19 protein-coding genes and 1 tRNA gene are annotated in these 20,569 nt (G+C 42.9%); 14 read left to right on the forward strand and 6 right to left on the reverse strand.

Annotated elements, in window-relative coordinates; all coding sequences use genetic code 11:
* Positions 1 to 21: 21 nt before the first annotated feature.
* Positions 22 to 843 (forward strand): 4-hydroxy-tetrahydrodipicolinate reductase, encoded by an 822-nt coding sequence (gene dapB / locus PseudUWO311_RS02755; RefSeq protein ID WP_142653554.1) that lies wholly within the window; start codon positions 22 to 24, stop codon positions 841 to 843.
* A gap of 73 nt (positions 844 to 916) precedes the next feature.
* On the opposite strand, the gene PseudUWO311_RS02760 is transcribed toward dapB, so the two are convergent.
* Together PseudUWO311_RS02760 and PseudUWO311_RS02765 are read right to left on the reverse strand one after the other, a co-directional pair.
* Positions 917 to 989, reverse strand: a tRNA-Glu gene (locus PseudUWO311_RS02760).
* Between the two features lie 219 nt (positions 990 to 1,208).
* Positions 1,209 to 1,637: an NUDIX domain-containing protein gene (locus tag PseudUWO311_RS02765; protein ID WP_142653555.1), complete on the reverse strand. Its 429-nt coding sequence runs from the start codon at positions 1,635 to 1,637 to the stop codon at positions 1,209 to 1,211.
* A gap of 136 nt (positions 1,638 to 1,773) precedes the next feature.
* Between PseudUWO311_RS02765 and PseudUWO311_RS02770 the strand changes: the two genes are divergently transcribed.
* Together PseudUWO311_RS02770 and crtD are read left to right on the forward strand one after the other, a co-directional pair.
* A complete protein-coding gene (locus tag PseudUWO311_RS02770; RefSeq protein ID WP_142653556.1) occupies positions 1,774 to 2,616 on the forward strand; it encodes a response regulator transcription factor in 843 nt (280 codons plus the stop codon).
* Between the two features lie 243 nt (positions 2,617 to 2,859).
* Complete coding sequence (gene crtD / locus PseudUWO311_RS02775; protein WP_142653557.1) at positions 2,860 to 4,362, forward strand: C-3',4' desaturase CrtD; 1,503 nt, start codon at positions 2,860 to 2,862, stop codon at positions 4,360 to 4,362.
* Here crtD and PseudUWO311_RS02780 read toward each other — a convergent pair.
* A complete protein-coding gene (locus tag PseudUWO311_RS02780; protein ID WP_142653558.1) occupies positions 4,336 to 5,418 on the reverse strand; it encodes an NAD(P)/FAD-dependent oxidoreductase in 1,083 nt (360 codons plus the stop codon). The two genes, crtD and PseudUWO311_RS02780, sit on opposite strands and share 27 nt — an antisense overlap.
* A gap of 179 nt (positions 5,419 to 5,597) precedes the next feature.
* Here PseudUWO311_RS02780 and PseudUWO311_RS02785 point away from each other — a divergent pair, with 179 nt between their 5' ends.
* The 4 genes from PseudUWO311_RS02785 to clpX all read left to right on the forward strand — a co-directional run bounded on the left by PseudUWO311_RS02785 (position 5,598) and on the right by clpX (position 9,948).
* Positions 5,598 to 6,074, forward strand: coding sequence for an FHA domain-containing protein (locus tag PseudUWO311_RS02785; RefSeq protein ID WP_223807422.1), 477 nt, complete (start codon positions 5,598 to 5,600; stop codon positions 6,072 to 6,074).
* Positions 6,075 to 6,335: 261 nt separating this feature from the next.
* Entirely contained in the window at positions 6,336 to 7,745 is a 1,410-nt protein-coding gene (tig, locus tag PseudUWO311_RS02790; RefSeq protein ID WP_142653559.1) for a trigger factor, read from the forward strand.
* 179 nt (positions 7,746 to 7,924) lie between these two features.
* Entirely contained in the window at positions 7,925 to 8,593 is a 669-nt protein-coding gene (gene clpP, locus PseudUWO311_RS02795; protein ID WP_142653560.1) for an ATP-dependent Clp endopeptidase proteolytic subunit ClpP, read from the forward strand.
* 17 nt (positions 8,594 to 8,610) lie between these two features.
* The gene (clpX, locus tag PseudUWO311_RS02800; protein ID WP_142653561.1) at positions 8,611 to 9,948 is read left to right on the forward strand and encodes an ATP-dependent protease ATP-binding subunit ClpX; all 1,338 of its coding nucleotides are present in this window, start codon (positions 8,611 to 8,613) and stop codon (positions 9,946 to 9,948) included.
* 38 nt (positions 9,949 to 9,986) lie between these two features.
* Here the strand turns inward: clpX and PseudUWO311_RS02805 are convergent, their stop codons facing one another.
* Positions 9,987 to 10,682 (reverse strand): Uma2 family endonuclease, encoded by a 696-nt coding sequence (locus tag PseudUWO311_RS02805; RefSeq protein WP_142653562.1) that lies wholly within the window; start codon positions 10,680 to 10,682, stop codon positions 9,987 to 9,989.
* Positions 10,683 to 10,742: 60 nt separating this feature from the next.
* Positions 10,743 to 11,726: a solanesyl diphosphate synthase gene (gene sds, locus PseudUWO311_RS02810; RefSeq protein WP_142653563.1), complete on the reverse strand. Its 984-nt coding sequence runs from the start codon at positions 11,724 to 11,726 to the stop codon at positions 10,743 to 10,745.
* A gap of 291 nt (positions 11,727 to 12,017) precedes the next feature.
* Between sds and PseudUWO311_RS02815 the strand changes: the two genes are divergently transcribed.
* From PseudUWO311_RS02815 to PseudUWO311_RS02835, 5 genes are all read left to right on the forward strand, one after another.
* Entirely contained in the window at positions 12,018 to 12,758 is a 741-nt protein-coding gene (locus tag PseudUWO311_RS02815; RefSeq protein WP_142653686.1) for a response regulator transcription factor, read from the forward strand.
* Between the two features lie 238 nt (positions 12,759 to 12,996).
* The gene (locus PseudUWO311_RS02820) at positions 12,997 to 15,318 is read left to right on the forward strand and encodes an inverse autotransporter beta domain-containing protein (RefSeq protein WP_142653564.1); all 2,322 of its coding nucleotides are present in this window, start codon (positions 12,997 to 12,999) and stop codon (positions 15,316 to 15,318) included.
* Between the two features lie 353 nt (positions 15,319 to 15,671).
* Positions 15,672 to 17,048 (forward strand): glycogen synthase GlgA, encoded by a 1,377-nt coding sequence (gene glgA, locus PseudUWO311_RS02825; protein WP_142653565.1) that lies wholly within the window; start codon positions 15,672 to 15,674, stop codon positions 17,046 to 17,048.
* A gap of 219 nt (positions 17,049 to 17,267) precedes the next feature.
* Complete coding sequence (locus PseudUWO311_RS02830; RefSeq protein WP_142653566.1) at positions 17,268 to 18,143, forward strand: hypothetical protein; 876 nt, start codon at positions 17,268 to 17,270, stop codon at positions 18,141 to 18,143.
* Positions 18,144 to 18,815: a hypothetical protein gene (locus tag PseudUWO311_RS02835; RefSeq protein WP_142653567.1), complete on the forward strand. Its 672-nt coding sequence runs from the start codon at positions 18,144 to 18,146 to the stop codon at positions 18,813 to 18,815.
* Here the strand turns inward: PseudUWO311_RS02835 and PseudUWO311_RS02840 are convergent.
* Positions 18,812 to 19,000 carry a hypothetical protein gene (locus PseudUWO311_RS02840; protein WP_142653568.1) on the reverse strand — a complete coding sequence of 63 codons (189 nt, stop codon included), beginning with the start codon at positions 18,998 to 19,000 and terminating at the stop codon, positions 18,812 to 18,814. The two genes, PseudUWO311_RS02835 and PseudUWO311_RS02840, sit on opposite strands and share 4 nt — an antisense overlap.
* Position 19,001: 1 nt before the next feature.
* Between PseudUWO311_RS02840 and PseudUWO311_RS02845 the strand changes: the two genes are divergently transcribed.
* Both PseudUWO311_RS02845 and PseudUWO311_RS02850 read left to right on the forward strand, forming a co-directional pair.
* Positions 19,002 to 19,832, forward strand: coding sequence for an Rpn family recombination-promoting nuclease/putative transposase (locus PseudUWO311_RS02845; protein ID WP_142653569.1), 831 nt, complete (start codon positions 19,002 to 19,004; stop codon positions 19,830 to 19,832).
* A gap of 149 nt (positions 19,833 to 19,981) precedes the next feature.
* On the forward strand, positions 19,982 to 20,425 hold the full coding sequence (locus PseudUWO311_RS02850; protein WP_142653570.1) for an SMI1/KNR4 family protein: 444 nt from the start codon (positions 19,982 to 19,984) through the stop codon (positions 20,423 to 20,425).
* The last annotated feature ends 144 nt before the right edge of the window (positions 20,426 to 20,569 follow it).

The following is a 20,569-nucleotide window of genomic DNA, read 5'->3' on the forward strand; positions in this document are numbered from 1 at the left end:
TATGCTTTCCATTTTTAATCCATGACCAATAATGCACAAATCCCTGTTGTTGTTTCTGGGGCGACAGGCAAAATGGGGCGCGAAATTATTAAGGCGATCGCCCAATCACCAGACATGATGCTCGCAGGTGCGATCGGCAGATCGCACATTGGCGAAGATATCGGCGAAGTTATTGGTATTGGTGAATTAGAAATACCTGTGACCGATAATCTCGAAGTTGTTCTCGCCCAAGCTGCACAAGAATCACAACTACCAGTGATGGTCGATGTCACCCACCCCAGCATCATTTATGACAATATTCGCTCAGCGATCGCCTATGGTGTGCGTCCTGTCGTTGGCACAACAGGCTTAAGTGAGCAACAAATTGCCGATCTTGCCATTTTTGCGGACAAAGCAAGTACAGGCTGTATTATTGCCCCAAATTTCTCCGTCGGTGTAATTTTGATGCAACAAGCCGCGATCGCTGCCGCTAAATATTTCCAGCATGTGGAAATTATCGAGCTGCACCACAATCAAAAAGCTGATGCTCCTAGCGGTACTGCAATCAAAACTGCACAAATGCTCTCAGAACTAGGTCAATCTTTTAATCCCCCTAGTGTCGATGAAAAAGAACATCTCTCAGGTGCAAGGGGCGCAACCTACGGCGAAAACATTCGCATTCACAGTGTTCGTATGCCTGGCATAGTTGCGCGGCAAGAAGTGATTTTTGGCGCAATGGGCGAAACCTTAAAAATTGAGCATAATGCTAGCGATCGCACCTGTTATATGGCAGGTGTGTTGCTCTGTGTCCGCAAAGTCCTCGTGCTCAAGTCACTTATTTATGGTTTAGAAAAATTACTATAAAGTTCGACTGCATATCGCGCAATTGAATAATAAAAAAGCACTTGCAATGCAAGTGCTTTTTATTATTCAAGAATACCCCCAGGGGAATTCGAATCCCCGTCGCATCCGTGAAAGGGATGTGTCCTAGGCCTCTAGACGATGGGGGCGTGTTCTTGACCTTTATTAAGATACATACATGACTGAACCTTTGTCAACACTTAAAGCAAACTTTTTTGTATATAGCTGTTGCCAAGTGTATGAGGTCATAAAACCCAAGAAGAGAATGGCGGCGCTTCGCGCCGCCATTCTCTTCTTGGGTTTTGATTTTGTCCTAACACAATCGACGGTAGCTATGTAGCAAAAATCCAGCACTTTGTGGCTTTTCGCTATATTTTGGGGCGAATACCATAGTTGCGATAGCGCCAATAATCTTGCAGGATTTGAGCATGGTCGAAACATAACTGGCTAGGTATTTCCCAAGCAGCAAAACAACCAACAGACTTAGCATCATCATCAGCCTTTGGTTCGCCCACTGCTTCAGCCATATACACCGCACTAATCGTATGGAGACGCTCATCTCGACTAGGATCTGAATAAAGCCCTAGCAGGTCGATTAACTCCACCTGTAGCCCTGTTTCTTCTTGAGCCTCTCGCCTTGCGGCATCTTCTAGTCGTTCACCATAATCGACAAATCCACCAACGATCGCCCAGCCGTGAGGCGGATTTAGTCTCTCAATTAGCACGATGGGTTGATTAGGGCGATCGCGCAGGGCAATGATGATATCAACCGTAGGAACTGGATTTCGGTATTTCACTTGATTTACAAAGTTATTTGAAAAAAGCGAGCTGTGGCGCTTCGCGCCGCCACTCGCTTTATAAGCAGTAAGACAGCGCTTTTCGCACTCTAGAGGGTAATTACAGCTACAAAATGCGGCTTCACACTAAGTTATCATGCAGATTCATAATCCGAGAGCTATAAGCATTATTCGGCAGGAGAGTATTTCTTTGATCCCAATCAGCATAGAAATTGTAGAAGGTAATCCGAATCTTGCTTCTCTCTTGGGTTGGCATTTGCAGCAGATTGGCTATTCGGTATTTCAGGCGGTCAGTTGTCAGCAAGCAAAGCTTGTGTTTCAAAAGCAACAGCCTAGTTTGGTGATCTTGAGTACCGATCTGCCTGATGGGGATGGTATCGAGTTGTGTCGCTGGCTTCATAAACAAAGAAGTTCGTTAGTATTCGTGATTTCGTCGCGCACCAATGAATCTGACATCGTGGAGGGTTTAAAATCGGGTGCAGATGACTATTTGACGAAACCCTTTGGGATGCAAGAATTTTTGGCAAGGGTGGAGGCTTTGACCCGAAGATTACGCACATCTGCACCTCCTGCTTGTCTTGATTATGGTGTGCTGAAGATCGATTTGGTACAACGACAGGTAAGACTCAAGGGCAATGCGATCGATTTAACTCCTCAAGAATTTAGTTTGCTCTATGTTCTCGCTCAGTCGGAGGGACTTGCCCTTAGCCGCGCTGAACTTCTGCAACGTGCTTGGCCTGACGAGATTAATAATCCGCGTACTGTCGATACTCATGTTTTATCGTTACGCAAAAAATTAGAGGTTGATCCGCAACAACCAAATTTGATTCAAACAGTCCGAAATATTGGCTATCGCTTTAATCCTGAAGCGTTAATGCGTCCGCCTTTGCGTCCTAATTCTCAAAGCTCAAATAATTCCAATAGCGATCGCCCGCCACAATTCACTGCTCCACCTAGTCGGTCATTCGCCAAATACTAAACCCCAAAAAGGAAAAGCGCCTACGTAGCAGGCGCTTTTCCTTTTTGGGGTGCAAGCTTTCTTTTGCGAATTATAGCTAATGTCACTTGTCTTAGGACAAATCAAAACCCAAGAATGTTTGGCGGTGCTCCGCGCCGCCAAACATTCTTGGGTTTTATGTCCTAGTCCACTTGGCGACAGCTATAGAATAATAAGCAATTACTTTATTCAAATTCGCAAAAACTAAAACGTCTTTAGATATTAATGAAAGTGCCACAGAAAATTATTGTTGTTGGGGCGGGAATTGGCGGTTTGACTGCGGCAGCTTTATTAGCTAAGCGCGGCTATGAAGTGATTGTTTACGATCTTGCTCTGATCGCTGGGGGTTGTGCATCGACGTTTAAGCGGCGCGGATTTACCTTTGATGTCGGTGCGACTCAGGTGGCAGGATTAGAATCTGGAGGGATTCACGATCGCATTTTTAAAGAATTAGAAATAGAACTTCCTGAAGCGACCTATTGCGATCCAGCTTGTGCGGTATTTTTGCCAAATGAGCGCGAACAGATTAATGTCTGGCGCGATCGCAATAAGTGGAAACTAGAACGCCAAAGACAATTTCCCAATAGTGAACCATTTTGGGATTTCTTAGAAGACTTATTTTGGCGCAGTTGGCGTTTTCAAGGACGCGATCCGATTTTGCCGCCACGTAATATTTGGGATATATGGCAATTAGTTAAAGCTTTGCAAATCGATACCTTAGCAACTGTTCCTTATACTTTCTCGACGGTAGGTGATGCTTTACGCGGTTTTGGATTGGATAGTGATAAAAGATTGCGAACCTTTCTCGATTTGCAATTAAAACTCTATTCGCAGGTAAATGCAGAAGAAACTGCTTTACTCTATGCAGCCACGGCTTTAGCGGTTTCGCAAGCACCTTTAGGTTTGTTCCATCTTCAAGGCAGTATGCAAGTTTTAAGCGATCGCCTGATCGAGAGTATTGAACGTGATGGAGGGAAGGTTTTGATGCAGCATGAAGTAACTGCGATCGCGGATCAAGGTAAAAGCAAAAAGGTAAAAGTAAAAAATCTGAGGACGGGTGAGACTTTGTGGGATAGCGCGGATCATGTTGTGGCGAATGTAACGGTGAATAATTTTGTGAAGCTATTGGGAGATAGAGCGCCCAAGGGCTACTCTAATCGAGTTGCCAATCTCAAGCCTGCTTCGGTTGCTTTTGTGGTTTATTTGGGAGTTGATCGTGCTGCGATTCCTGACAACTGTCCGCCGCATTTGCAGTTTTTGGAATCTGGCGATAAACCTCATTCTCTATTCATTTCTGTTAGTAAGGAAGGTGATGGACGCGCTCCAGAGGGACGAGCGACGATTATTGCTTCGGAATTCACTGATGCGGCGGTTTGGTATGGCGATGAGGATTATCAGGAACTTAAAAAGAGATTTACAGAACGAGCGATCGCGCAATTAAGTAAATACTTCCATCTCAATGAGCAAACAATTATTCATGTGGAGTCTGCCACACCCCAAACTTTTGAACGATATACAGGACGAGATCGTGGCATCGTTGGTGGTGTAGGAATGCGTGTTTCTACATTTGGTCCATTCGGTTTTGCCAATCGCACTCCACTCAAAAACATCTGGCTAGTCGGCGACTCCACCCACCCAGGAGAAGGAACAGCAGGAGTCAGCTATTCAGCAATGACCGTAGTGAGGCAAATAGAGCAGCAACTAGAGAGAAAAAGGTTTCCAAGGTAAATCACTTGCGCCAGTAAGTAGTAAATCTCTGGTAATTTGAGCAGTCACAGGAGCCATCATTACGCCATTGCGATAATGCCCTGTCGCGATCAAAATATGCGGTTGGTCTGGGGCAAAACCTAAAATAGGGGACTGGAATCCATCGGGTCTGGGTCGATCGCCTGCCCATGTTTTTAAAACTTCAGCTTGCTTAAAAGTGGGACACCATGCGATCGCCTGTTCTAGCAATAACGAGATATTTGCCTCGCGGGGTAATTCACTGGGCTCAAATTCTAGGGTTGCGCCGAGCCAATATTGATCATTACCTAACGGCACAATATTAATGTCGGAATGATCCTCGTTTTCGGCATTAACTACAGTTTGCAAATTTAGATTGGGGATATTTAGAAGTAAGGCTTGACCGCCAACTGGTAGCAAAAGATCTTGCTCTCTATTTTTTGCACAGTTTTTTAAAAGTGAAGCAAGTAGGGCATTGCTGCCTAAGCCTGATGTAACTACGATGCGATCGCTTTTGATATCTTCTAAGCTCTTGACTGGCGCGTTCCAGTCAAACTTCACCCCATTTTGAGTTGCGGCAGTAACTAGCGCATCAACTAACTGAGTTGGATGCACTGCCCGATCGCATGGACTAAACAAGCCGTCATCAGTTAGCCATTGCGAATATTGATGAGAAATGACATCGCGTTCAAGCCACTGCAACTCAAAGCCCTGCTCTTTACGGATTTCAATAAGCGATCGCGCTTTAATTTTTTCCTCAGGCGATCGCAATAAACTTAAAATCCCGTTGCGGTTATAGAGAATATTGCAGTTAGTTTGAGCAGTTAACTCATCAATCAAGCGATCGTACAGACTTAAACTCGCCAAACGTAACTTGACCAAAGGACCTTTAGCTTTGGAACTAGAAGCCGCCATCAACACCCCTAGCGCCGAACCAGTTGCCACCATCGCAGGTCGAGGATTTGATTCAAGTACCGTCACCTTTAGCTCAGCTTTACTTAATTCATAGGCAAGCATTGCCCCAATTACACCGCAGCCAATGATCGTGACAGTTCTCATAAATATTTCAATAGAGTAGAAAAGAATGCTCCGCAGCATTCTCTACTCTAAGATCTAATTGGGGACTAACAGTAAAATAAAGAATCAGTTTTTTGCGGCGAGGCGTTGTCGCAAAAAACTGATTCTTTAATGATTAAAGTCAATGCTAAACTTTTGGAATAAGAACAAATCCTGTAGCTTTGGCAGTCAAAAAACTCCTAACTCTGCAAAATCTCTACATTAAAGCCGTGATTACGCTAAATCTGCTGCATCCTATCGAATCGATACCAATCCAAACATGGAAATTTAACTCTGAGCCTGTAATTAGGATAGGGCGATCGGGCGATAATGACGTGATTCTCTATAGTTCTGTTGTTTCTCGCTACCATGCTGAGCTTCATCGTCACTCTCAGTATTGGGAAATTGTCAATATCGGGGCAAACGGTACGTACATTAATGATCAGCAAATAGATAGTGAGCGCGTGCATAATGGGATGATTATTCGCCTTGCTACAGCTGGTCCCAAATTACAAATTTTACTAGATGGGTCTGAAGCGATCACTCCTTCCCTTCGTGACATTGTTCCTGCTAAACCCACATCACCAGATAATCTCACTTCATCAACTGCTCCAACTCTGCCAACCGATGATCGCCCTACTGTCAAGTCGCAAAAGTAATTTGATTTGTTATGGCGCTAAACAGGTAAGGATAGTCAGCGCGAAGCGCCGCCTATCCTTACCGTATAAATCCTTTTCTTATTAGGACTACCTAATTTATAGCTTTTTGAAATATGCGATCGCCAATATCGTATTATCATAGACTTGGCATAATTTGGCACTCGCTTACAGTTTTGCCAAAAGTTGGCAAAAGTCCAAAAAATGTTTTTTGATTTCTAGATATATTCAATCTAGGCATACTTAATCTAGGCATATTTAATAATGAAGGTCACTCTAGAGAAGCTTCCCGCTAGTCAAATTGGTTTTGACATTCAAGTAGAAGGAGCAAAGTCTCAAGCAATATACGATCGCATCGTCAAAGACTTGACGCGCACGATGCAAGTCCCAGGGTTTCGCAAAGGCAAAGCGCCCACTCAGCTTGTATTGAGACAAGTTGGCAGTCAGCGGCTCAAAGCCAATGTCCTTGAAGAGTTGCTAGAAAAAACCTTAAACGAAGCCCTTGCTGAGAATAAAGAAGTTAAAGATAAAGCTCTGGGCGGCTTTCAACTAATTACCGATATTGAAACTCTTGTCCAAACCTTCACCCCAGGCCAAGAAGTAACCTTTAAAGCTGCGATCGACGTGGAGCCAGAAGTAACTCTTACGAAATATCAAGGCTTCACGGTCAAAGCTGAAGAAATTAAGCCCGATCTCACCGAAGTTGATCGCACCTTAAACGATTTTCAAGTCCGCAAGGCTACTATTGTGCCCATCGAAGATCGTGGAATCGAACTAAACGATGTTGTCACCGTCGATCTCAAAGTCCTCGATCGCGCCACTGGCGAAGAATTGCCAGATGCTGGCGAAGAAGATTTTCAGTTAGATGTTGATGAAAAGGCATTTATCCCTGAAGTCGTTAAAGCAATCATCGGTGCAGCGATCGATGATGTCGTTGAAGTTGAGTCAATTTTCCCCGAAGAATATTACCCTGAAGAATATGTCGGTAAAGAAATCAAGTATGTAGTCACAATCAAATCAATCAAAGGTCGTGAGCTTCCTGCCCTTGATGACGAGTTTGCTCAGTCAATCAGCGACAAACAAACGATCGCCGAATTGCGCGAACTTCTAGAAAAGCGGGTAATCGACGAAGCAGAATCGAAAACTCTAGCTAACAAAGAACGTGCCGTCCTTGATGCACTAACTGCCGAACTTGATGTTGATTTACCTGCAACTCTTTTGCAGCAAGAACTAGACTTTTTGGTAAGACAACAAGCTAATTATTTGCAAGAGCGCATCGATCCTGCGATGGCAAAGCAACTATTTACCAAGGAATTGGTCGAAGAAATGCGCCGTCTCAATCAGCCAGAGGCGGTTAACCGTCTCAGACGCAAAGTTGCCCTTGATAAAATCGCTGCGGAAGAAAAACTTTCTGTCGATGAAGCCGAACTCAAGGAGAGAGTTGCCAACACCTTGGAAATGCTCAAAGATCCCAATATCGATCCTGCTAGATTAGCTGGCTTGATTCGTGAGGAAATGCTGACTGAAATCGCAGTGGCATGGTTGATTGAGCATTCTGAAATCGAATTAGTCGAGCAAGGCTCGCTCCAGCCAGAGCCAGAGGCTCTCGAAAGCATCTCACCAGAAGCTGATGCAGACGTTGTAACTGTTGATGCAACATCTGAAGAAGCTTAATTAAAAGAGAGAGGAGTGCAAAGCACACCTCTCTCTTTTAAATTGCGTAAGATAGTATAGCTATACCAATACTATTTTTGAGGCATAATGGCTTTTAAGTTGGTATGGTAAAACTTAAGCTTTGCCACTCAAGCTTTGCTTAAGATAACTCATCAAAAATTACGGTGAATTCAAAACGCATGTACCCTTTATCTAGTCAATTAGCATCAAACAACTTTGCGATCGCGACCCAAAATCAGGTTGTGCCGATGGTAGTCGAGCAATCAGGTAAAGGCGAAAGAGCATTTGATATTTTCTCACGCTTACTGCGTGAGCGGATTGTGTTCTTGGGTTCGCAAGTAGATGACACCACATCGAACTTAATCATGTCCCAGCTTTTGTTTTTAGAAGCTGAAGATCCTGAAAAGGATATTTACCTCTATATCAACTCTCCTGGTGGCTCAGTCTACGCAGGCATGGCGATCCTCGACACCATGAACCACGTCCGCCCCGATGTTTGCACGATCTGCATGGGACTGGCGGCAAGTATGGGTGCGTTTTTGCTAGCGGCTGGCGCTAAAGGCAAGCGGATGTCTTTGCCAAATGCGCGAATCATGATTCACCAACCTCTTGGTGGCGCTCAAGGTCAGGCAGTTGATATCGAGATCCAAGCGCGGGAAATCTTGTACATTAAGCGATCGCTTAACGAGATGTTAGCTGCCAACACAGGTAAGCCTCTCGAACAGATCGAGCAAGATACCGAGCGTGATTTCTTTATGTCACCTGCGGAAGCTCAACAATATGGTTTAATCGATCAAGTTTTAACCAATTCCAAAAGCCTCCAGCCATCTGCCCTATCCCTAGTCTAGCCACAGCGAGATAGCTTATGCCCAGTAAATATGACTCTCATCTAAAATGTTCCTTCTGTGGTAAATCGCAGGAGCAGGTACGCAAGCTAATTGCTGGACCAGGGGTATACATTTGTGATGAGTGTGTGGATTTATGTAATGAAATCCTCGATGAGGAGCTGTTTAATAGCGCTCCACCTCAAGCTACCCAGCGCAAAGAACCAGCCAATGAAAAGCGGAAAACCAAAACTGCGGCGAATCTTAATCTCAGTCAGATCCCTAAGCCTCGTGATATCAAGCGTTATCTCGATGAAAATGTAGTTGGTCAGGACGAAGCTAAAAAAGTTTTGTCGGTTGCGGTTTATAACCACTACAAGCGCCTGAGTTTTATCGAATCGACGGCAAAAGGCCAAAATGAAGACGGAATTGAACTTCAGAAGTCGAACATTTTGCTGATTGGTCCCACAGGTTGCGGTAAGACACTCCTAGCCCAAACTCTAGCAGAAATGCTAGATGTTCCTTTTGCAGTTGCCGATGCAACGACACTTACCGAAGCTGGCTATGTCGGTGAAGATGTAGAGAATATTTTACTGAGGCTGTTACAGGTTGCTGATCTTGATGTCGAAGAGGCTCAGCGTGGCATTATTTACATCGATGAAATCGATAAAATTGCTCGTAAGGGTGAAAACACCTCGATTACCCGCGATGTATCGGGCGAAGGTGTCCAACAAGCATTATTGAAAATGTTAGAGGGCACGATCGCTAACGTACCTCCTCAAGGTGGTCGCAAGCATCCTTACCAAGACTGCATCCAGATTGACACCAAAAATATCTTGTTTATCTGCGGCGGCGCTTTCGGTGGCATGGAGAAACTGATCGAGCAACGCATCGGTAAAAAATCCATGGGATTTGTGCAGCAAGGTGAGTCGATTCCCCGTGAAAAGCGCACTGCTGAAATCCTCAAGAATGTGCAGCCTGATGATCTTGTTAAGTTCGGGATGATACCTGAGTTTATTGGTCGTGTGCCCGTTACGGCTGTACTCGATCCTTTAGATGAAAAAGCGCTGATGGCGATCTTGACTGAGCCTCGTAGTGCGTTGATCAAGCAGTATCAAAAGCTCTTGAAAATGGATAATGTCCAGCTTGAGTTTCAGCCTGATGCGGTACAGGCGATCGCAAAAGAAGCCTATCGACGCAAAACAGGAGCGAGAGCTTTGCGCGGTATTGTCGAGCAGTTGATGCTGGATATGATGTACGAGTTGCCTTCGCGCAAGGATGTAACTAAGTGTTCGATAACTCTCGATATGGTGGAGAAATTATCCACGGCAGAGATTTTGCAGCATCCTGCATCAATGCCAAAACCTGAATCAGCATAAAAAAAAGACTCGCAAAGCGAGTCTTTTTTTATACTGATTCAGGCTTTCTGTAATTGAGTTAATATCCATAAAGTTACTTGACCATGATTGTTTTCTCTCGACAAGCGCAGAGCTTCTTCTAAAAGAGCAATCTCTAAACCTGTAATTATTTGCGATCGCGTAATCCTGTAACTACCTCTAGCACTCTCTGAATCAGCGATCGCAAAGGCTAAAATCTCAGCACTTTTTACATTGATTACCCAATATTCTTTTACGCCCAAATCTTCATACATCAAGCGTTTTTTACCAATATCATCAGACCAAGAACTATTGGCAATCTCGATCACTAAATCAGGTGCAGGATAAACATCCAGATCGACAATGCCAGTCCCCCAAGGAATTAACTGAGCGCGGTCGCCAACGTAATATGAAATATCAGGCTGGACTTCTTTGCTCCCAACCTTACGATATGAGCAATTATCTTTACCTCTTATGATTAATCCATTAACAGCAATGAATAAACCTATTGCCATCACAATTAATAGATGATCGTCAGAATGGTCTGAGCCAGTGGACATAGGTTCAACTCGCGCTTCTCCATTGAAGTAATAAAACTTGTATTTTTGATATTTTGGATCGTCAGCAACTTGGATAAATTGCTCCCAAGAAAACTTTACCCAAGTATTTAGGTTCTGCTCAATTATGTTGTCAGATGGATGATCAGCAATTTTATCGATGCTTAACACAGCAACCATATCTACACCTCCATTAGCCAAATATTTAGGATTGTCGGGCTTTACACGATACTACTTATCTTAATACAACCGATCTAAAACGTAGTTGGTTAAGCCAATCAAAGACTGTTTGGGTGCAGAAGATGGTAGCCACTCGATCGCTACTAGTGCGGACTTAACATGACTCTTAGCTAATTCACGCGATCGCGCAATGCCTTCACTGTTATGAACTAGTTCTAAAGCTTTTTCCAAATCGCCCACCTCGCTAAACTCGCGATCGATTAGACCGCGTAACTGAGGATGCTCCTCTAATGCAAATAAGACAGGCGCAGTCAAATTACCCTGCTTAAGATCAGAACCAGCAGGTTTGCCAAGAGTTTCCGTCGAACTAGTGAAGTCGAGAATGTCATCGACAACTTGAAACGCGATGCCGAAATGTTTACCGAAATTAAATAACTGTTCAGCTTGTACTTGACTTACTCCGCTAAGTACGCCCGCAGCCTTAGCACTACCCGCCATTAATGATGCCGTTTTATAAAAACTCTTTTCGAGGTAATCTTCTAACGTCAAATCCCCATCAAATGCAGTAAGACTCTGACGAATTTCACCTTCTGCAAAATCAGTAATTACCTTCGATAAGAGCTTGACAACTTCAAGATCGTCTAAATTGGCAAGATACCAAGATGCTTGTGCAAACAGGAAATCACCTGCAAGTACAGCAATACGATTGCCAAAGCTATTGTTTACTGTGGGCATTCCGCGCCGTAGATCAGCGGAGTCAATCACATCGTCATGTACCAAGCTGGCTGTATGAATCATCTCCGTGATTTCAGCGAGACGGCGATGACGTGAGGTGATATCGCGATCGCTCATCGTCGCTCTTGATACCAACAAGACCAATGCGGGGCGCATACTCTTGCCCTTAGCTTCAAATAAATGCTCAGCCGCAGCATACAAAATTGGATGTCTTGCTCCTACCAACTGCTTCAAATTATCCGTTAGCATACGCAAGTCATCTTTGACTGGTGCAAAAAGTTCGGTGACAGAAGTAGTTGGAAGGCTCATGCGAATAAACCAGTTTTAAATCAATTTTTACATATCTTCATATATTGTATGAGAATGTTGCAAGAGTTGAAGACTGACTTAGCTAGTTTTCGTAGTTAACATGGTTTAGAAGACTGCTAATAGCTGCTACTCTATACCTACTACTCCTTTAGCCAGAAATTTTTTGAGATCCACATATATAGCAATAATAAGAGTAAATACACCCTATCTTCCGCACTGAATATGTATCATGATGATATATATTATTTAACAAATCGTAATCCAATCACATAGATGGAATTTTGACTAATGATGCCTAGGCTGCTCCTGATCGATGATGATCCGATAATCTCTGAAATGGTTACGCTGAACCTCGAACATGCTGGCTATCAAGTCAGTCAAGCGAGTGATGGCATTAAAGGACAAGCACTTGCCATTCAGTTGATGCCAGACATGATCATCCTTGACTTGATGCTGCCAAGGGTAGATGGGTTTACGGTTTGTCAAAGACTGCGTCGTGATGAGCGCACTAAAGAGATTCCTGTAATGATGCTCACAGCTATGGGGCAAACCCAAGACAAAGTCGAAGGGTTTAACGCAGGTGCAGATGATTATTTGACTAAGCCTTTTGAACTTGAAGAAATGCTGGCACGAGTGCGTGCTTTATTGCGACGTACTAATCGAATTATTGACACAGCTAAGCATGGCGAAATTTTGATTTTCGGTTCATTAACACTTGTGCCTGAGCGCTTTGAGGCGATTTGGTTTAATAAAACCGTCAAGTTAACTCATCTAGAGTTTGAGCTGTTGCATTGCCTGTTGCAACGTCATGGTCAGACTGTATCACCAAGCGAAATCCTCAAAGAGGTTTGGGGCTATGAGCCTGATGATGATATCGAAACTATTCGTGTGCATATCCGCCACTTGCGAACCAAGCTAGAGCCAGACCCACGCCATCCTAAATATATTAAGACGGTATATGGTGCGGGTTACTGCTTAGAGCTTCCCCATGATAACGATACTAATCAAGTTGAAGGCGAGATCGCTGAATAACTATCACCCAAGAAATTGCTTTGCTCGTTATTTGTGATTAAAAAAGGAAAAACAGGAAAGGCATAAAATGTCTTCCCTGTTTTTTTGTGACGAGATTGGCAATTTCTAGAAAAATTTTTAAATTCTATAGGCTCAAGTGTTAGGCAACACATTGCTTGTGATACTTTACCTTCCAAAATAGAAAAGTGAGGATTTTCTTTGGAAAGATAGATTATTAAGGGCTATGCAGAAAAAATCAGTGTCTAGGGGTCTCAAAGCTTTTTGCTTATTATCAATAGTATGCGTAAACGGAATAATTGTTACAGAAGCGTTTAGCCAAACTAATCCATTTCCATTTGATGCTCAACTTCGCTATAACGGTAGTGGTGCAGGAATAGATGGCAATACTAGTGTTGAGTTACGTATTCCTCTTAATCAAACACCAGATAATTTTTTCTATCTCAATCCTCAAATCCGAGTCTTTAATAATGGGCGCATTGGCTCTAATCTTGCAGTTGGCTATCGATCGCTAAATGACGTTGCCAAATATGTATTAGGCGGTTACTTTGCCTACGACAATCGTGATACGGGATCGCAATTTTTTCAGCAAATTTCCGCAGGTTTAGAGTTTTTTGCAGAATCTTGGGATATGCGCCTCAATACCTATCTTCCAGTGGGTAAGACTAATACACAACTAAGCGAAACTATCCTGAACTCTGGCAGTTTTCAGGGCACCCAGTTTTTGATCGATCGCGATCGGCGTTTTGATGCGGCTATGAGTGGTGTGGAGTTAGAAGCTGGCACGATCATCACTACTGGCGATGCAGGATATCTCCGCCCCTATGTCGGGACTTACTATTACACAGCTACCAATAGTGTCGGAGCTTTGGGGATTAAAGGTGGTTTGGGATACTATGGCGATCTCATCAATGCTGGTTTATCGATTCAGAACGATCGCATTTTCGGCACGAGTATTCTTTTTAATATTGGTATTAATTTCTCCAACCGTCCAGCGCGAGGAGTAAATCCGCCAACGCTTCTGGAACGCATGAACGAACCAATTTCGCGTAATAGTTCTGTCCTAGTCGAAAATCAAACGGTGCGCGATCAACTCGTCGCAATTAATCCTCTAACTGGTCAGCCTTATAGTTTCTTTATTGTTGCCAATAACACTACAGGCTTATCTGGCAACCCTAATGTGGTGTCTTTTTCTAACTTTTCGACGGCTCTTGCTAATGCAAGCGCTGCTGGGGCAAATGGAATTGTGTATGCTTATACCCCAACAGGCTCTACAGCACCAACTTTAGCTGGATTTACAATTCCTGATGGTGTAAAAGTCTTCTCTAGTGCGCCATCTGTATTGCCTCTGTCATATTTAGCTGGCTCTGGAGGTGCGAATTTGCCCAATATTCCTTTGCCAGCTAACACGGGTGTTTATCCCATCGTCAGTGATACAGTCACTTTAGCATCAGGGTCTAATCAAGCTCTATCTGGCTTTAGCATCAATAAAAATGTGGCTACTGGTGCAAATGCTGGCATTATTGGCAACAATAATGTGAATGCCTTGATCGCCAATAACAGGGTCAACATTACGGCTCCTAGCAGCACACCAGTGGGTAATTCGGGGCGAGGTATTGTCTTGATAGGTGCTAGTGGCAATACCAATGTTTCGGACAACCAAGTTAACAATGCGATCGCTGAAGGAATTCGTCTCGACAATGTCAGTGGTACTGCTGCGATTACTGGTAACACAGTCACTAACACAATTCAGCCCAATGTCCAAACACAGGTAGAAGCAGGCATTCTGGTCAGGAACAATACAGGGAATGTCAATCTCACGATCGCCAACAACATCGTCAGAGACAATACTGCCACCGCAGGCGTTGTCGAAATTGACGGGATTGAGTTTAGTCTCTGTCGTGTCTATCCAGACTTAGCAGGTTGTGCTACTACGACTACTGCGACTGTCAACATCACAGGCAACATTATCCGAAATATTACAGGTGCAACCGATGGAGCCGATGGCATTGATATCAATTTAGGCAATAATGCAAACGCCACGCTGACAATTAGCAACAATACCATTGATAACATCGTGAACAAAGGCATTAGCTTTGGTGCTGTTGATGGTTCTATTGGTACAACAACGATCGCTAATAACAACATTAGCAATGTCGGTGGTGCAGCAATTCAGGTGCGTGTGGGAGAAACGGCAGTTGGAGGACAGTCGTCTGTTCGCGCGGCGGTATTGAATAATAAAGTTACAAACACCAATACACAAGTTGGTGTAGATGATGCATCTATGATTATTAGATCGCAAAATGCTGCTTCGCTCTGCGTCAGGTTTGAAGGAAATACCTTAAACAATCCCACCTCTAGTCTTGATTATCTATTCCGCAGACAAAGTACATCAGCATCAGGATTGCAACTAGCAGGACTAACCACAGCGATCGCTGTGGCTAACCCCAGTCCAACATTGGTAACTGAGTTAACAGCTAGAGGAAATACAGGCACAGCAAGTAAATATAGAGTTCAAAATAATACAGTGCAAGTTCCCACTGCGGCTTGTACATTTCCTTAAAGATTAAAAAGATACTCACTGTGTGAGTTTCTTTTTAATCTTTAAGCATATAGTTGCAGTCACTTGTCTTAGGACAAATCAAAACCCAAGAATTGATTGGCGGCGCATCGCGCCGCCAATCAATTCTTGGGTTTTACGTCCTAGTACATTGGCAACAGCTATAGTTTGTAAAAACTGCTGCTTTAGCGATCGCGCTCATCATCAAAGTTAGCGATCGCGCTAATAACAAAAAAGAAACCCGCTTTGCAGGTTTCTTTTTTATACAAAGCGTAGCTTGAAAAAAATTGCTGCTTTAGCGATCGCTCTATGCATGAAAATAGTGAGAGCCTGAAATACGAGTACTGAATCAACGAATGAAAATTTTATTTGCGGCGGCTGAAGTTGCTCCTCTTGCCAAAGTTGGCGGCATGGGAGATGTAGTGGGCGCACTCCCTCCGATTCTCAAGAAAATGGGACATGATGTGCGGATCATCATGCCTTACTACGGCGTTATTCCAGACAAGCTCAAGGAAAAGCCTGAATGGAAATGGAAAGGCTATGCCATGTTTCAGGAATTTGATATTTTTGAGACAGTGTTACCAGGTACAGATGTCCCCTTGTATTTAATGGGGCATGGCTCATTTATTCCTGCCCGCGTTTATGGTGGGGAAGATGAAGATTGGCGGTTCACCATGTTTGCCAATGCCGTTGCGGAATTTGCATGGAACTATTGGAAACCGAACATTATTCATTGCCATGATTGGCATACAGGCATGATTCCTGTGTGGATGCATCAAGTCTCGGATATTGGAACTGTATTCACGATTCATAATCTTGCTTATCAGGGGCCTTGGAAATGGTTTTTGGACAAAATCACTTGGACTCCTTGGTACATGGATGCTCATAACACTATGGCAGCAGGGATCAAATATGCCGATCGCGTGAACACTGTATCTCCTACCTATGCTCAGCAAATTTGTACACCCACCTATGGGGAAGGTTTAGAAGGTATTCTTTCTTTCTTGAAACCTTGGGGGATTTTAAATGGTATCGATACGGAATTAGAAAATCCTGCTACTGATTCTGCCTTGGTGCAAAACTACTCTGTCGAAACCCTTGACGATCGCATGGCAAATAAGATTGCTTTGCAAAAAGAGTTAGGACTAACCGTAAATCCTGCGACTTTCTTGATCGGTATGGTCGGTCGTTTGGTAGAGCAGAAGGGCATTGATTTGTTACTGCAAACCTTAGAACGTTTTTTAGCATATACAGATGCTCAGTTTGTGGTCTTAGGTACAGGCGATCGTTATTACGAATCGCAACTATGGCAAATTGCTGCCCGCTACCCCGGTCGCATGTCAGCGCAAATTTTGTTTAACTCAGCGCTTTCCCATCGTGTTTATGCTGGTTCAGATGCCTTTTTGATGCCAAGTCGTTTTGAACCATGTGGACTGAGTCAACTAATTTCATTGCGCTATGGTTGTGTACCTATTGTCCGCCGTACTGGTGGATTAGTGGATACAGTGTCATTTCATGATCCAATTGGTCAGACAGGTACAGGCTTTAGTTTTGATCGTTACGAGCCGCTGGATATGTACACCTGCATGGTACGTGCATGGGAAAGTTATCGCTATACTGATGCATGGCGCTTGTTGCAACAACGCGGCATGAGCAATAACTTCAGTTGGCAAGCTTCCGCCGAAAAGTATGTGCAGCTCTATCGCTCGATTCCTGGCTTAGATAATGCCTAAATCCTCATAAAGAAATACGCGCGAATCGCGCCGTATTTCTTTAGTACCAAAGCACAAAATGGCATAGCCATTTTGTGCTTTCAAACCCTTACTGGGTTTGGAGTTTAATTCATAAAAGTATTTTCACACTTTTGCGAATTGGTTTAATTTGCTTGCAAATCATTCAAAGCACTGTGAGAATTACATTTACAGCATTTCGATCAAAAGAACTACAAATCGATGCGTCAGTTTCCTGTTATCCTAATTCCCCCAGAAGTGCAGCGCATCGCTCAGTCCAAGCCCGCTACACCTAAGCTTAGTCCACCACCAAGACTAACTTCCTCTGAGCAGCCACAGCCTATTAATATTCAAGAAGCGATCGCATTAAGCTTTGGTTTAATATTCATCGTAGCGTTAGTAACTACCTTTGCCAAAGAGTTAGGAATCATGCTACTGATAGTCGGAACGGTGGCACTTGTGCTGCGGATCAGATATCAGTTTCTTACCTACAAAAAACGCTACCAAAGTTATCAAAACACTCTCCAAAACTATTTCAAAAAGCTTGAAACTTATTCCCGCGAGGAAGTTGGACATGAGCAAAAACTAGCGATCGCCCATTCTCCAGAGCGTATCCTTGAGTTTCGGCATCAGCAATTTAAAAAATTTTTTGCAAAGATACCTGCCATCGAAAATGCGATCGCCGTAACTAAAATAAAGTCTCCAGATCGTGATCAATCAGCTATCGATGATTTCGGAATCACTCTTCAGCAACATTTGTCAGGGACAATCTATCAAGGCATAAAGCTTTACATTCCTAGTGTTAATCAGGATTGGCTGCCGACACTGACTTATATCGATCCAGTTCTCAATGTCCATATTGCGATCGAGATTATTGGAGATTCAGAAAGTGCGGCAAATCTCATGCAAAAGGATCTTAGCGATCGCTTTTTAGTAGATTCAGGATGGATTATGATCAAGTTCTCGCAGAAACAAATTTTACAAAGCTCAGCCCAGTGCTGTAAAGAGTTTGCCAAATTACTTGATCGCTTAAGTCTTGATCCATCAGTCCTACCAAACTTTGAGTCTATTCCTGATTTAGCTCCAGTAAAAATATAAATGGTCAGACAAACAAATATTCTTGATATGGTAAAGTGGCGGGATCTTCCAAACTACAAGGTTGGGAATACCCTTATACCTTCTCCACCCCAAGCTATGTCTTTGATTGCTGTACTTGATAGAATCATGAATTGGATGCTCACAAACCAACCAAATTATGCTGAATCATTTCTTCCTGGATTAAGTAGGCAGGAGATTGATTCTATTTGTGAGGTAATTCCAGGTTGTTTGTCCGAAGATATTTGTCAACTATATCAATGGAGAAATGGAACAAATGAAGAATATTGGAGATGGATGTTGAATTTTCACTTGCATTACCAACCACTTCAAGAGGTCGTAATGGATATTCTGGAAACTGAAGATGATACATACACGTTTGACGGAAAACATCTCTTCCCTTTTTTTCAAGAAGAAAAGACTTATTATTGTTCATTGATATCCGAAGAATTCAGCGAATCTTCTGTGATAGTTGATTTATACGCTGGAGGAGGAATGGATGTAGTTCTAGCTTTTAATAGCCTTACCGCCATGCTTGAGGTGTTAGCAGAAGGATTGGAGACTGAAGTGCTTTTCTTGAATGATAAAGGTTGTGTTGGTTACGGAGAAAACAGAAATAATTTTCGGGAACTTTTTTATAAGTATAATTCATCCGATATTGAGTTTTTTCTCTAAATGACTGCGATTTCAATATCCATTTGATCCTTATATCTTTCTATCCAGCAATCACTTTTAGATTTTCGTGATTGTAAATGCGATCGCAGATTTTGAGATGATACTTTAGGCGATCGGGAATGTCTTGTTTGAGAGCGATCGCTTTCTAGTAATGAGTAGGCGATCGGTAAATGATAGAATCCCAAAATGATCGATAATATTTGCAAATTCTTAGCCGAAAGCTTTTCCAGAGACTTCGCCAGTTGGATATTGGGCGAAGCGATCCCCCTAACCAAAATCGAACCATCGGAACTCTCAGTCGAACCAATTCGCGCCGACTCCGTGATATTTCTCGAATCAACCAAAATTATTCTGCATATCGAATTTCAGACCGAACCAAATAAAAATATCCCCTTCCGCATGGCAGACTATCGACTGCGACTATATCGTAAATTCCCAGAAAGACAAATACATCAAGTCGTTATCTACCTCACCCCCAGTCAATCTCCCCTAGTCCATGAAACGACCTTTAGTATTGGAGCGCTAAACCATGAATTTAACGTCATCAGACTATGGGAACAGCCCACAGAAATATTTCAGCAATACCAAGGACTCTTTCCCTTCGCTGTACTAACAAAAACCGAAAACCCCACAGAAACCCTAAGACAAGTTGCCAAACAAATCGAAAATATTACCGATAAACAAGTACAAAGCAACGTCGCCGCATCGACAGCTATAATATCGGGTATAGCCCTAAATAAAGAAATCATCCAAAGACTTTTAAGGAGCGAAATCATGAAAGAATCAGTTATTTATCAAGAAATTCTACTAGAAGGCAAGGCTGAAGGCAAGGCTGAAGGTATAGCTGAAACAGCGAATCAGATAGCGCTAAACATGATGCGTTCCAACATTTCTGTAGAATTAATTGCCCAATTTACAGGACTAACTCTCAAACAAATCCAAAAGCTACAAAAACTTTCAGCCAAAAAAGCTCAACCACCAAAATCATCAAAAACAAAGCGATCGCCAAAAGCTTAATTATCAAACCGATAAAACTGCACCGATAATCTCAAAAGTGATGACAGATTCCTTCATCATTGGATGGTGTGACGACTACCTATACTTGGGATGGGCTTTGTTGATAGGAGACCCATTTACCATAATTTCACAGGAGTGTAGTAAGCATCATGGGAATACAACAACTGCTAGAAGAAATTTATACCATCGTTAGCGAGATAATGCCCGAAACTGCCAACTCCTTACAGACAGGGTTAAGTAGAGATGCGATCAAGGCGATAATTGAACCTTTGCCATTTGATTTGCCAGAAGATTTCTATAAACTTTATGAGTGGCGAAATGGCTCAAATACATTTGAAGATAATTTTTTCCCCTATCATACATTTTTACCACTCGAAAACTCTGTTAATAGTTACTTTGAACTTAGAGAAGGTGAATTTGCTAAATGGATAAATTGGCCGCCCAATTGGTTCCCTTTCCTCAAATTTGATGCCAAACTATACCTTTTTCTTGATGTAGAGAGAAACACCATCCGCGAATATTTTGCAGAATTAGGTACAAAGAGCACAAGATTGATGTTTGACAATCTAAGAGACATGCTTTCTTACTATTAGTTTGCTTATGAGAGCGAAATATTCTATGTTGATCAGTATGGGTTCTTATTGAAAAAAGAAGACGATTAGTAGCAATTTATTCACAAGTCCCAGCAAGTAGCGTAGCGATCGCTTTTTCATTTGATAGCGATCGGAGATTTTGAG

Origin of the sequence: Pseudanabaena sp. UWO311 (assembly GCF_006937785.1) — a bacterium.
Taxonomy (GTDB): Bacteria; Cyanobacteriota; Cyanobacteriia; order Pseudanabaenales; family Pseudanabaenaceae; genus Pseudanabaena.

Bases quoted from the DNA above. Each gene is read 5' to 3' on its own strand.
- sds (WP_142653563.1), bottom strand. From the start codon at position 11,726: ATGAGCCTTCCAACTACTTCTGTCACCGAACTTTTTGCACCAGTCAAA.
- tig (WP_142653559.1), top strand. From the start codon at position 6,336: ATGAAGGTCACTCTAGAGAAGCTTCCCGCTAGTCAAATTGGTTTTGAC.
- PseudUWO311_RS02815 (WP_142653686.1), top strand. From the start codon at position 12,018: ATGCCTAGGCTGCTCCTGATCGATGATGATCCGATAATCTCTGAAATG.
- clpP (WP_142653560.1), top strand. From the start codon at position 7,925: ATGTACCCTTTATCTAGTCAATTAGCATCAAACAACTTTGCGATCGCG.
- PseudUWO311_RS02850 (WP_142653570.1), top strand. From the start codon at position 19,982: ATGGGAATACAACAACTGCTAGAAGAAATTTATACCATCGTTAGCGAG.
- clpX (WP_142653561.1), top strand. From the start codon at position 8,611: ATGCCCAGTAAATATGACTCTCATCTAAAATGTTCCTTCTGTGGTAAA.
- dapB (WP_142653554.1), top strand. From the start codon at position 22: ATGACCAATAATGCACAAATCCCTGTTGTTGTTTCTGGGGCGACAGGC.
- glgA (WP_142653565.1), top strand. From the start codon at position 15,672: ATGAAAATTTTATTTGCGGCGGCTGAAGTTGCTCCTCTTGCCAAAGTT.
- PseudUWO311_RS02835 (WP_142653567.1), top strand. From the start codon at position 18,144: ATGGTCAGACAAACAAATATTCTTGATATGGTAAAGTGGCGGGATCTT.
- PseudUWO311_RS02830 (WP_142653566.1), top strand. From the start codon at position 17,268: ATGCGTCAGTTTCCTGTTATCCTAATTCCCCCAGAAGTGCAGCGCATC.
- crtD (WP_142653557.1), top strand. From the start codon at position 2,860: ATGAAAGTGCCACAGAAAATTATTGTTGTTGGGGCGGGAATTGGCGGT.
- PseudUWO311_RS02805 (WP_142653562.1), bottom strand. From the start codon at position 10,682: ATGGTTGCTGTGTTAAGCATCGATAAAATTGCTGATCATCCATCTGAC.
- PseudUWO311_RS02780 (WP_142653558.1), bottom strand. From the start codon at position 5,418: ATGAGAACTGTCACGATCATTGGCTGCGGTGTAATTGGGGCAATGCTT.
- PseudUWO311_RS02770 (WP_142653556.1), top strand. From the start codon at position 1,774: ATGCAGATTCATAATCCGAGAGCTATAAGCATTATTCGGCAGGAGAGT.
- PseudUWO311_RS02845 (WP_142653569.1), top strand. From the start codon at position 19,002: ATGATCGATAATATTTGCAAATTCTTAGCCGAAAGCTTTTCCAGAGAC.